The organism is Novosphingobium jiangmenense (assembly GCF_015694345.1).
Lineage (GTDB): Bacteria > Pseudomonadota > Alphaproteobacteria > Sphingomonadales > Sphingomonadaceae > Novosphingobium > Novosphingobium jiangmenense.
Map to the genome: position 1 here is coordinate 115668 of NZ_JADQDC010000002.1, position 12273 is coordinate 127940.

7 protein-coding genes are annotated in these 12273 nt (G+C 66.3%); 5 read left to right on the forward strand and 2 right to left on the reverse strand.

Going from position 1 to position 12273, the window contains the following annotated elements; genetic code table 11:
- Position 1: 1 nt before the first annotated feature.
- From I2488_RS03145 to trxA, 3 genes are read left to right on the forward strand one after another with little or no spacing between them, the layout of a single operon-like run.
- On the forward strand, positions 2-2968 hold the full coding sequence (locus I2488_RS03145) for a PD-(D/E)XK nuclease family protein (RefSeq protein WP_196274371.1): 2967 nt from the start codon (positions 2-4) through the stop codon (positions 2966-2968).
- A complete protein-coding gene (gene addA / locus I2488_RS03150) occupies positions 2938-6435 on the forward strand; it encodes a double-strand break repair helicase AddA (RefSeq protein ID WP_196274372.1) in 3498 nt (1165 codons plus the stop codon). The genes I2488_RS03145 and addA overlap by 31 nt, the downstream gene beginning before the upstream one ends.
- A 60-nt stretch (positions 6436-6495) precedes the next feature.
- The gene (gene trxA, locus I2488_RS03155; RefSeq protein ID WP_196274373.1) at positions 6496-6816 is read left to right on the forward strand and encodes a thioredoxin; all 321 of its coding nucleotides are present in this window, start codon (positions 6496-6498) and stop codon (positions 6814-6816) included.
- Positions 6817-6853: 37 nt separating this feature from the next.
- On the opposite strand, the gene I2488_RS03160 is transcribed toward trxA, so the two are convergent.
- Together I2488_RS03160 and argJ are read right to left on the reverse strand one after the other, a co-directional pair.
- Positions 6854-7627, reverse strand: a complete 774-nt coding sequence (locus tag I2488_RS03160) for an inositol monophosphatase family protein (protein WP_196274703.1) — start codon at positions 7625-7627, stop codon at positions 6854-6856.
- Between the two features lie 32 nt (positions 7628-7659).
- Positions 7660-8886, reverse strand: a complete 1227-nt coding sequence (argJ, locus tag I2488_RS03165; protein WP_196274374.1) for a bifunctional glutamate N-acetyltransferase/amino-acid acetyltransferase ArgJ — start codon at positions 8884-8886, stop codon at positions 7660-7662.
- Positions 8887-9016: 130 nt separating this feature from the next.
- Here argJ and I2488_RS03170 point away from each other — a divergent pair, with 130 nt between their 5' ends.
- Positions 9017-9277, forward strand: coding sequence for a hypothetical protein (locus tag I2488_RS03170; protein ID WP_196274375.1), 261 nt, complete (start codon positions 9017-9019; stop codon positions 9275-9277).
- Positions 9278-9379: 102 nt separating this feature from the next.
- Positions 9380-12115, forward strand: a complete 2736-nt coding sequence (gene secA / locus I2488_RS03175) for a preprotein translocase subunit SecA (RefSeq protein WP_196274376.1) — start codon at positions 9380-9382, stop codon at positions 12113-12115.
- Positions 12116-12273 lie beyond the last annotated feature (158 nt).

A 12273-nucleotide genomic window follows, 5' to 3' on the forward strand; every position in this document is an offset into this window, starting at 1 on the left:
GATGGCCGGTTCCACCCGCCCCCGCGTCTGGTCGATTGCAGCGCACCGGGGCTTTGCCGATGCGCTCGTCGCGGGACTGATCCCGCGTTACCGTGAGGACAAGTTCGGCCTTGCCCGGCTGACGCTGCTGCTGCCGAGCCAGCGCGCCGTGCGCACGGTGACCGAGGCCTTCGTGCGGGCGAGCGGGCAGGGCCTGCTGCTGCCGCGGATGGCGGTGGTCGGCGATCTCGATCTCGACGAGACGCTGGGGCCGCTGCTCGATCCGATCGGCGCTGGGTTGGACATTCCGGAGGCGGTCGATCCGACGTTCCGCCTGCTCCGTCTGGCGGAGCACCTGGCCGAGGAGCTTGGCACTGAGGCGCCGGGCAAAGCGGCGCTGCTGCGGCAGGCCAAGGGTCTGGCGCAGGGGATCGACCGGCTGCTGGTGGAAGGCGTGTCCATTGCGGACATGCTGGACGAAAGCGTTGTCGGCATTGCGGCTGAGCTTTCCGAGCATTGGCAAGCGAGTACGCGGCTCTTTGCGCGCGTTTTCGCGCGGTGGCAGGCCGAACTGGAGGCTCTGGGCAAGCTTGATGCTCCGGAGCGGCGCAACCGGCTGCTGGACCATGCGGCGCAAAGCTGGCGCGAGCGACCGCCGCTGCATCCGGTGATTGCGGCGGGTGTTACATCGGCATCGCCAGCGGTGGCCAGGCTGCTGCGCGTGGTGGCGGACCTGCCGGATGGCGGCGTGATCTTGCCCGATCTCGACCTCGCGCTGGACGATGCCGTGTGGGACGCACTCGGTTCTGCCGGTGGGAGCGAGGGTGGCGTGTTCGAGCGGGGGGATGTGGTGACGCATCCGCAGTATCACCTCAAGCTGCTGCTCAACCGCATGGGCATTGCGCGGGACGAGGTGGAGCCGTGGCATCGGTCCGGGCTGGCACCGGCTCCGCCCGAGCGCAGCCGCGCGATTTCGAACCTGTTCCTGCCGCCTGAAGCGAGCGCGGCCTGGGTCTCGCTCGAGGCCAAAGACCGGCGCCTTTCGGGCGTGAGGGTGATGGAAAGCGCCAATCCGGAAGAGGAAGCGCAGGCGATTGCGGTGCTGGTGCGCGAGGCACTGGCCGAGCCAGAGCGGCGGGTGGCGGTGATCACGCCGGACCGCAGCCTCGCCGCGCGGGTGGTTGCGCATCTTGGCCGCTGGAACATCGTTGCGGACGATACGGCGGGACGGCCGCTGCCGCAGACTGCGGCGGGGCGGGTGCTGCTCCAACTGGCCGAGGTGGTGGCGGAACGCGTTGCGCCGGTGCCGCTGCTCGCGCTGCTCGGCCATCCGCTGGTGCAGGCGGGAGAGGGGCGCGCGGCTTGGCTTGAGCGGGTGCGGCAGCTCGATCTGGCTTTGCGCGGGCCGCGACCGGGGCCGGGGCTGGCGGCAGTGCGCGGCAAGGCGGACGAGTTTGATCGGCGCTTTCCGGGTCTTGCGGCATGGTGGTCCGGCGTCGAGGACCTGCTGTTCCCTCTGCTCTCGCTGGAGGGCGAGGTACCGCTCGATGGCGCTTTGATCGCGCTGTGTGCAGCGGGCGAGGCGCTGTGCGGGCAGGGATTGTGGGCGCAGGCCGATGGCCGCTGCCTTGCCCAGTTCGTCGAGCGTTGGCGCGAGGCGTCGACGCTGGCGCCGACCATGGTGCCGTTCGAGGAACTGCCCTCCCTGCTGCGCGATGCGATGGAGGAGGTTTCGGTGCGGCCGCCCTATGGCGGGCATCCGCGCCTTGCCATCTATGGCCTGCTCGAAGCGCGGATGAGCCGGGCGGACCTCGTCATCTGCGGCGCGCTGACCGAGGGCACGTGGCCGGGCAATCCTGCGCCCGATCCGCTGCTGGCGCCACCGATCCTGCGGGCGCTGGGCATTCCGGGCGCGGACTTCCGCATCGGCCTTTCCGCGCACGATCTTGCCGCGGCGCTTGGCGCTCCGGAAGTGGTGTTGAGCCATGCGCAGCGCGATGCGGCAGGGCCGGTGATCCCCTCGCGCTTCCTGCTGCGGATACAGGCCATGCTTGGCGAGCAATTGCGGCATGAGACGCGGGCTGTCGAACTGGCTCGCGCGCTGGCCGATGCCGAAGCCGAGCCGCCCCATCCGCGCCCTCATCCCATGCCCAGCGCGGAGCAGCGCCGGGTGCCGATTGCGGTCACCGCGCTCGACCGGCTGCGGGGTGATCCCTACCAGTTCTATGCTTCGGCGATCCTGGCCTTGCGCAGTCTCGATCCGGTCGATGCCGATCCGACGCCTGCGTGGAAGGGCACGGCCGTGCACGATGTGCTCAAGGTCTGGCATGAGGCTGGCGGGCATCCGGGAGAGCTGGTGCCGCTGGCCGAGCGCATGTTCGACGAGATGAGCGCGCATCCCTTCATGCGGGCGATGTGGAAGCCGAGGTTGCTCGATGCACTGCTGTGGATCGAGGAGGAGACCGACAGGCTGGCGGGGGAAGGCCGGGAAGTTCTCGCTGTGGAGCGCAAGGGCGAGATCATGGTCGACGGCATCCGCATCCATGGGCGCGCCGACCGCATCGACAGGCTTGCCGACGGGACGCTGGCGGTGGTCGATTACAAGACCGGCACGCCGCCATCAGGCAAGATGGTGGCGCAAGGGTATGCCTTGCAGCTTGGCCTGATCGGCCTGATCGCCCGCGAAGGGGGCATGCAGGACGTGGCGGGCGAGCCTTCGCGTTTCGAGTACTGGTCGCTTGGCCGGAACAAGGACAAGGGGTTCGGCTACGTCAAGTCACCGATCAAGGAAACAGCGCGGCAGACCGGGCTTGAGCTCAAGGAGTTCCTTCCCGAAACCGAGCGCTTTCTGCGCGAGGCCATAGCCCGCTGGTTGCTGGGCAGCGAGCCGTTCACGGCACGGCTCAATCCCGATCTGCCGAGCTATACCGACTACGACCAGTTGATGCGCCTTGACGAATGGCAGGGCAGGGAAGGGGAAGACCAGTGAGCAAGGTCTATCCGCTCAAGGACAATCAGGCGCATGCGGTGCATCCACAGCGCACGGTGTGGCTTTCGGCCTCGGCCGGGACCGGCAAGACGCAGGTGCTTTCGGCGCGCGTGCTGCGGCTGCTGTTGCAGGACGGGGTGGAGCCAGAGCAGATCCTGTGCCTGACCTTCACCAAGGCCGGTGCCGCCGAGATGGCGACGCGTGTCAACGAGGTGCTGGCAAGCTGGGTGCGCCTGCCCGAGACCGACCTTGCCGCACAGTTGCGCGCGATCGGTGCGCCGTTCGGGCCCGAGACGGTGGCGCGCGCGCGCAGCCGCTTTGCCGCGGTGCTCGATTGCCCTGGTGGTGGCCTGAGGATCGAGACGATCCATGCGTTCTGCCAGTGGCTGCTCGCCTCGTTCCCGGTGGAGGCGGGCCTGCGTCCCGGCACGCGGGCGATGGAAGATCGCGACCGCGCACTGCTGGTGCGGCAGGTGCTGGCCGAACTGCTCGTCAGTGCCGAGATCGAGGGCGACGAGGGGCTCATCGACAACCTTGCCGCGCTGTCACGGCGGATGAGCGAGGATCAGGTCGAGGCGTTCCTGCTGCGTTGTGCCGGGGCGCTGGACCTGTGGCAGGGGCCGGGAGCTTGGCAGCCGCCGCTGCGCCCGCGCATCAACCGCGTGCTCGGTCTGGGCGAGGACGACGGGCCGGACAGCCTTGCCGCGCTGTGCGGGGATGAGGCGTTCGACTGCCGGTCGGTCAGGCGCTGCATGGAGATGAATGCCGCCTGGGGCACCAAGAGCGGTATCGAGGCGGCAAATGCGCTGGGAGACTGGCTCTCGGCCGATCCTGCCAGGCGGCTTGAGGGCTTTGACGCGTTCAAGAGCCAGTTTCTGACCGCCAAGGACGAGCCCAAGTCCACGACGAATATCGAGAAGAAGCAGCCGGACTATCCCGGCTATGCCGCGCGGGTGATCACCTGCATCGAGGCGGTGCGGGCGCGCAAGGCACAGCTTGATCTGGCCGAACTGCTCGATACCGCGCTGAGTGTCGGGCGGCGCTTTGCGCTGGCGTGGGACGAGGCCAAGGCGCGCGAGGGGTTCATCGATTTCGATGACCAGATCCGCACGGCTGCCGATCTCCTGACCAAGCGCACCAGCGCCGAATGGATCCGCTTCAAGCTGGACCGGCGGTTCGACCACATCCTTGTCGACGAGGCGCAGGACACCAATGCCTCGCAGTGGGAGATCGTGCTCGAAGGGCTGGTCTCGGACTTCTTTACGGGAGAAGGCCAGCGCGGTCCGGCGGTGCGTACGCTGTTCGTGGTGGGCGATTACAAGCAGGCGATCTTCGGCTTTCAGGGCACCAGCCCGGAAAACTTCGCGCAGGCCAGCCTTCGTGTTCGCGACCAGTTGGCGCAAGTGTCCGAAGTGCTCGGCGACCCGGATCGCAAGCTGCTGGAACTGGGCCTTGGCCAGTCGTTCCGCACCGCGCGCCCGATCCTCGAGTTCGTCGATGCGGCGATCGATCACATTGGTTGGGACCGGCTCGGGCTGGACCGCAAGCCCGAGCGGCATGTGGGGCTCGACATCCCCGGCACCGTCGGCCTGTGGAAGGTCGTTGGTGACGATGCGCCCGAGGAAGGCGACGAAGGTGAGGGCGAGGAGGGGGGCGAGACCTGGCTGTCGCGCCCTGACCGCAAGCTGGCCGACCAGATCGCACGGCAGGTAAAGGGCTGGATCGACAGCGGCTTCCCGCTCGGCAAGGCCGGCCGGAATGCCGATGCGGGCGATGTGATGGTGCTCGTGCGCAAGCGCAAGGAACTAGCGGGGCTGATCGTGGCGCGCCTTCATGCGCGGGGCGTGCCGGTGGCGGGCGTGGACCGGCTACGGCTTGGTGCGCCGCTCGCGGTGAAGGATCTGGTGGCGGCATTGCGCTTTGCCGCGCAGCCGCTGGATGACCTGAACCTTGCCTCGCTGCTGGTCTCGCCGCTGATCGGGTGGTCGCAGGAAGACCTGCTCGAACACGGCTATCGCAAGAACGGCGTGGCGCTGTGGGAGTGGCTGCGCCGAAACGAGGGGCCGGCAACGTTCGCGACGATGGAGCGCTTGCGCAGCCTGCTGGCGCGGGCTGACTACGATCCGCCGCAGGTTCTGCTGCACTGGTTGCTGGTCGGGCCGTGGGACGGGCGGCGCAAGCTGGTGGCGCGGTTGGGGCGCGAGGCGAACGATCCGATCGACGAATTGCTCAACGCGGCGATGGCTTTCTCCAGCGCCAACGTGCCCAGCCTGATCGGTTTCCTGCAGTGGTTCGACGCGGGCGAGGGCGAGTTGAAGCGCGAGGCTGGCAAGGCCGAGGGGCTGGTGCGGGTGATGACCGTGCATGGCTCCAAGGGTTTGCAGGCGCCGATCGTGATCCTGGCGGATTCGGCGGATGACCCGGACCTTTCGCCGCCGCGCGGGCTTGAGCTGCTTGAGGATGTGCTGGGTGCCGTGCGCAAGGTGCCGCTGCCCTCGCTGCGCAAGGAGGAGAAGGCGCCGGCTGTGCTGGAGGCCGAAGCCGAAGCCAAGCGGGCCGAGCGCGAGGAGCACTGGCGCCTGCTCTATGTGGCGATGACGCGCGCGGAGGAGGCGCTGTTCATTGCCGGGGCCAAGGGCAAGAAGCGCAAGAAGACGCCGGGCGAATTGCCCGAGGACAGCTGGTACGCGCAACTCGAGCCGCTGTTCGGCGAGGACTGGCGCGAGGATGCGCTGTGGGGCGGGATCAAGCAGATCGGCGGTCCGCCTGCGCTGCGCGGTGGGCAGGCGGTTCGGCCCATGGTGCCGAAGCTGGCGTTGCCGGACGTGCTGCTGACAAGCGTCGGACCGGAACCCCGACCGCCGCGGCCGCTGGCGCCCTCATCGCTTGGCGAAGATGATGCGCCCGATCCGCCTGCACCGGCAGGGCCGCATGCCATGCTGGCGGCGCGGCGCGGGACCTTGATGCACCGCCTGATCGAGCGGCTGCCCGAGCTTCCGTTCGAGGCGCGGGAGGCAGCAGGTCTGGCATGGCTGGCGCGGGCGGCTGAGGATTTCGATGTCACGGAGCGCGTGGCCATGGTGCGTTCTGCATTGGCTGTGCTCACCCATGCGGACTGGGCCGAAGTGTTCGGACCGGATTCGCTGGCCGAAGTGCCGCTGGCTGCCGTGGTCGGTGGCCGGGTGGTCTCGGGCACGGTGGACAGGCTGGTGATCGGCGAGAGCGCCATCCGCATTGTCGATTTCAAGACGGCGCGGCGGCCGCCAGCTTCGCTTTCGGAGATTCCGGCGGCTTACGTGCGGCAGATGGCGGCCTATGTCGCAGCTCTGGAAGCGATCCATCCGGGCGTGCCGGTCGAGGCGGCGTTGCTCTATACGCATACGCCTGAGCTGTTCGTGCTGCCCGCCGATCTGATCGAGGCGCAAAAGCTGCGCCTTGGCGGGGTTCAGGAATCCTTTTCCGGGTGATCGGTTGCACTGCGCATTGCAGTGCCTAGATTGCCCTTCAACCAACAGGAGTTCATCGCAATGTCGACCAAGGCCGTTACCGACGCCACCTTTGCCAGCGAAGTGCTGGGCAGCAGCAAGCCCGTGCTTGTCGATTTCTGGGCAGACTGGTGCGGTCCGTGCAAGATGATCGCCCCGGCGCTCGAGGAAATCTCGGAAGAGCTGGCCGACAAGGTGGAGATCGCCAAGGTCGACATCATGGAAAACACCGACATCGCCAGCCAGTTCGGCGTGCAGTCGATCCCGCTGCTGATCCTGTTCAAGGACGGTCAGCCGGTCGCCCAGAAGCTTGGCGCTGCACCCAAGAGCCAGCTCAAGGGCTGGCTGGAAAGCGTACTCTGATCAAGCAATTGCCCCCGCGAAAGCGGGGGTTCTTGTTTCAGGAGGGCATGCGCGTCAGACGCTCGGCCATCTCGTCGAACAGCCTTGGGGTTGCGGCGCCGATTAGCCCGGGTTCCAGATGACGGTCCACGCGATAGGCCGAACCGTCCGGCCGCGCGGCCTTGCCGCCTGCCTCGTTGAGGAACAGCACGCCAGCCGCGTGATCCCAGGCCAAAGTCCTTTCAAACAGCGAAACGTCATTCCGGCCAAGCCCGATGCGCGGGTATTGCTCGGCAGCGCAGCGCGGGATGTCGACTAGCGTGTAATGCGGTGCGATGTGTTCCAGCAGGGCCGCGCGCTTGGCCTTGTCCGCGAAGACCAGCGAGATCGCGGCTATCGGGGGAGTCTTGCCGCTGCCGCCTGATGACACCCGCTCGCCGTTCACCCATGCGCCCTGTCCGCGATGCGCAGTGCACAGGCGGCCTGAAAGCGGATCGTAGATCCAGCCCGCGACCGTTTCGCCGCCCTGGGCAAGCGCGAGCAGGATGCCGAACGGCGGCTTGCCAGCGGCATAGTTGTTGGTGCCGTCGAGCGGGTCGATGATCCAGCAGAGCTTGTCGGACAGGCGCTCGAAGATGGCGGGATCGGCATGGGCCGCTTCCTCGCCGACAATCGCCGCTTCGGGCAGGATCTTCGCCAGCTCTTCGGCGAGCATGATCTCGCTTTCGGTGTCGGCAATGGTGACGACATCGTCCGCCGCCTTGTTCGAGACTTCCTGCGCGCCGAGCCGCTGGTAATGCTTGAGCAGCGTCTGCTCCGCAGTCTCGCGCATCAGCGCGGCGACGGCGTCGTCCAGTGCGCGGCTCAAGAACGGTAGTCCGCGTTGATCGAGATGTAGCCGTGGGTGAGATCGCAGGTCCACACCGTGGCCGTTCCTTCGCCGAGCCCGAGATCGACCTCGATTGAAATCTCGCGGCCCCTGAGGTGCGCGGCGACGGGGCCTTCGTCGTAATCGGCCAGCGGCTGTCCGTCGCGCGCGGCCCAGATGCCGCCGAAGCCGATGGACAGGCGGTCACGGTCAGCCGGTTCTCCCGCCTTACCCACCGCCATGACGACGCGGCCCCAGTTGGCGTCCTCACCGGCGATCGCGGTCTTCACCAAGGGCGAGTTGGCGATGGCGAGGCCGACCTTGCGGGCGCTTTCATCGGACACCGCGCCGGTCACGCTGACGGCGATGAACTTCTGCGCGCCTTCGCCATCCTTGACGACGAGGTGCGAGAGTTCGCGGCAGACCTGTTCTAGCGCGGCGGCAAAGGCATCGGCGCCAGGGCTGTCGAAGCCGGTCAGTTCTGCGTTGCCCGCCTTGCCGGTGGCGAAAGCGAGGACGGTGTCGCTGGTCGAGGTGTCGCTGTCGACCGTGATGCACGAGAAGGTGCGGCGATTGGCGGCAGACAGGCACTCCTGCAGGAAGGCGGCGCTCACGGCGGCGTCGGTGAAGACATAGCCGAGCATCGTCGCCATGTCGGGCGCGATCATGCCGCTGCCCTTGATGATCGCACTGAACGTCACGCGGACATCGCCGATCATGGCCGTGGCGGTTGCGCCCTTGGCAAAGGTATCGGTGGTGCCGATGGTGCGGGCGGCGTCTTCCCAGGTGCAGAGTTCGGCCTGCATCGCGGCCTCGATACCCGCGCGCGCCTTGTCCTTGGGCAGCGGCACGCCGATCACGCCTGTGGAGGAGACGAACACCTGTTCCTTGGCGCAGGAAAGATGCCCTGCCACCTGAGCCATGATCTGCTCCACCGCCTCGCGCCCGCGATAGCCGGTGAAGGCGTTGGAATTGCCGGCGTTGACCACCAGCGCGCGGGCCTTGCCCAGCGCCACGTTCTGCCGCCCGAGCTCGACCTCGGACGAGCAGCAGACATTGCGCGTGAACACGCCGGCGACCGAAGTGCCTTCGGCGAGTTCGACGTAGGTAAGGTCGCAGCGACCCCAATCCTTGTATCCGGCGCGCGCGACGCGCGGGGCAACCCCTGCGATTTGCGGCAGGGCGGGGAAGGGCGAGGCGAGCGGGGAAACGGCGTCGGACATGGCGCAAGCGCCTAGCGCGCCGGGGCCTGCGGTTCAACTGCGCACTGGCTTTGGCACCGCGTGCGGCAAAAGGGTTCGTTTTCAAGATGGACGAACCGCGACGGAATGCCTATCTGTTGCGGCGATGCGCATGCTGCTTGCCCTTCTGGCCCTGATCACGGGGCTTTCCCTGCCCGCGGTGGCGCTTGCCGTCTCGCGCACGGAAGTGGCGGAAGCGGGGATGTCTGCCGGTGCTACGACCTCGGTCGATCAGCGCCAGCAGCGTTGCGCCGCGCGCGGCGGTGCCGTTCCGCAGAAGCGCACGAATGCCCGCCGCAAGACGGTGTGGCTGCCCGCCCCGGCACTGATCCGGCCCTGCGGCATTGAACTGACTGACCGCGCGCGCGAATAGCGCCCGGGCCAGCATACCCTTACCGGCAAGACCCTTGCCCGACGTGGCGCGCCATTGGCGTGGCCGCTCCCTACATTACAGATTCAACAGGAAAATCCGCCCATGTTCGGCTCAATCGCCAAGGCCCTCTTCGGTTCGTCCAACGACCGTTACGTCAAGTCGCTCGACAAGATCGTTCGCCAGATCGCGGCATTCGAACCCCATGTTCAGGCCCTTTCGGACGAGGAACTGGCAGCGCAGACGCCGAAGTTCCGGCAGATGCTGGCCGATGGCAAGACGCTCGACGACATCCTGCCTGAAGCCTTCGCCACGGTTCGTGAAGCCTCGATCCGCACGCTGGGCCTGCGTCACTTCGATGTGCAGATGATCGGCGGTATCGTGCTCCACCGCGGCGAGATTGCCGAAATGCGCACGGGCGAAGGCAAGACCCTTGTTGCGACGCTGGCGGTCTATCTCAATGCGCTCGAAAGCAAGGGCGTTCACGTCGTGACCGTGAACGACTACCTCGCCCGCCGCGACGCCGAGACGATGGGCGTGCTTTACAAGTTCCTCGGGCTGACCGTGGGCGTGATCGTGCCGAACCTCAACGAGGAGCAGCGCCGCGAGGCCTACAACTCGGACATCACTTACGCGACCAACAACGAGCTTGGCTTCGACTATCTGCGCGACAACATGAAGCATGAACGGACGCAGATGGTGCACCGCCCGTTCAACTACGCGATCGTCGACGAAGTGGACTCGATCCTGATCGACGAGGCGCGCACGCCGCTGATCATCTCCGGGCCGACGGACGACAAGAGCGACCTGTACATCTCGGTCGACGCCATCGTGAAGCAGATCCAGCCCGATCTCTATGAAGCGGACGAGAAGACCAAGAACATCACGCTGACCGAAGACGGCGTGGAATGGGTCGAGCGCGCATTCGAGGAAGCGGGGCTGCTGGTCGGCTCGAACCTCTATGACGTCGAGAACACGATGGTGGTCCACCACCTCGACCAGGCGCTCAAGGCGAACGTCATGTTCAAGCGGGACATCGACTACATCGTCAAGGACGACAAGGTCGTGATCATCGACGAGTTCACCGGCCGCATGATGGACGGTCGGCGCTGGTCGAATGGCCTGCACCAGGCTGTCGAGGCCAAGGAAGGCGTGCGGATCGAGCCCGAGAACCAGACCATGGCCTCGATCACGTTCCAGAACTACTTCCGCATGTATCCGAAGATTTCGGGCATGACCGGCACGGCAGCGACGGAAGCGCCCGAGTTCTTCGACATCTACAAGATGAACGTGGTCTCGATCCCGACCAACGTGCCGGTGCAGCGCATCGACGACGAGGACGAGTTCTACAAGAACACGATGGACAAGTTCGGCGCCATCGCCAAGCTGATCCGCGACAAGTACGAGAACGGGCAGCCGGTGCTGGTCGGCACGGTTTCCATCGAGAAGTCCGAGTTGCTTTCCGAATTCCTCCAGAAGGAAGGCGTGAAGCACAACGTGCTCAACGCCCGCTTCCACGAGATGGAAGCGCACATCGTGGCACAGGCGGGCCGCCTTGGCGCGGTGACGATCGCCACCAACATGGCGGGTCGCGGCACCGACATCCAGCTTGGCGGCAACATCGAGTTCCGCATCGAGGACGAGTTGCGCGATCTGCCCGAGGGGCCGGAGCGTGATGCCGGGATCGCCCGGATCAAGGCCGAAGTGGCCGAGGAAAAGGCCAAGGTGCTTGCTGCCGGTGGCCTCTGCGTGATCGGCACCGAGCGCCACGAGAGCCGCCGCATCGACAACCAGCTGCGCGGCCGTTCTGGCCGTCAGGGCGACCCGGGCATGAGCAAGTTCTACCTCTGCCTTGAAGACGACCTGCTGCGCATCTTCGGCCCGGACACCCTGTTCGCCAAGATGATGAACAACAACCTTGCCGATGGCGAGGCGATCGGTTCGAAGTGGCTGTCGAAGGCCATCGAGACCGCGCAGAAGAAGGTCGAGGCGCGCAACTACGACATCCGCAAGCAGGTCGTCGAATACGATGACGTGATGAACGACCAGCGCAAGGTTATCTACGAGCAGCGTGCGGACATCATGGATGCCGAGACGGTCGGCGACGTGGTGACCGACATGCGTCACGACACGGTCAACGCGATCGTTGGCGATGCCTGCCCTCCGGGGTCTTATCCCGAACAGTGGGATGTCGAGAGCCTGAGGGCGCGCGTGCGCGACGTCCTGGGTCTCGAAGTTCCGCTCGAGGAGTGGATGCAGGAAGAAGCGATCGAGCCGGAGACGATCGAGGAGCGCATCCAGACGCTGGCCGATGAGCACATGGATCGCAAGATCACCGAGATCGACCCGACCGCTTGGCGCAGCCTCGAAAAGTCCATCCTGCTCGAACGGCTCGACCATCACTGGAAGGAACACCTCGCCACGCTCGACGCGCTGCGCCAGGTCGTGTTCCTGCGCGCCTATGCGCAGAAGACGCCGATCAACGAGTACAAGCAGGAAGCCTTCGGCCTGTTCGAGAAGATGCTCGATGCGATCCGCGAAGACGTGACGCGCATCCTGACGACCAGCGAGATCCGTCTGCGGCCGGCTGACGAATTTCAGCTGCCGGAACTGCCGGACTTCCTGACCAGCCACATCGACCCGTTCACCGGCGAGAACGACGCGGCGCCGCTGGCGCCCGCGCCGTCGTTCTTCGGCGCGCTGCCGCCGCAGGCTGGGGGTGCACTGACAGCGGGTGCTGCGGGTACCGATCCCTTTGCCGGACAGGGAATCAGCCGCAACGCGCCGTGCCCGTGTGGCTCCGGGCAGAAGTACAAACATTGCCACGGTGTTGCTGCGTAACGCTACGTAAACCAATGGGCGATCCTCGCGGATCGCCCTTTCTTTCGAATTTGCAAGCACTTGTATGATATGGGTTTGTGCATAACACACGACGGCGCGATTGCAGTGGTAACTTTTGCTGCTAAGGTGACAAACGCATAAACAGAACAGACCGGGCC

Bases quoted from the DNA above. Each gene is read 5' to 3' on its own strand.
- I2488_RS03145 (WP_196274371.1), top strand. From the start codon at position 2: ATGGCCGGTTCCACCCGCCCCCGCGTCTGGTCGATTGCAGCGCACCGG.
- addA (WP_196274372.1), top strand. From the start codon at position 2,938: ATGGCAGGGCAGGGAAGGGGAAGACCAGTGAGCAAGGTCTATCCGCTC.
- trxA (WP_196274373.1), top strand. From the start codon at position 6,496: ATGTCGACCAAGGCCGTTACCGACGCCACCTTTGCCAGCGAAGTGCTG.
- I2488_RS03160 (WP_196274703.1), bottom strand. From the start codon at position 7,627: ATGCGCGAGACTGCGGAGCAGACGCTGCTCAAGCATTACCAGCGGCTC.
- argJ (WP_196274374.1), bottom strand. From the start codon at position 8,886: ATGTCCGACGCCGTTTCCCCGCTCGCCTCGCCCTTCCCCGCCCTGCCG.
- I2488_RS03170 (WP_196274375.1), top strand. From the start codon at position 9,017: ATGCTGCTTGCCCTTCTGGCCCTGATCACGGGGCTTTCCCTGCCCGCG.
- secA (WP_196274376.1), top strand. From the start codon at position 9,380: ATGTTCGGCTCAATCGCCAAGGCCCTCTTCGGTTCGTCCAACGACCGT.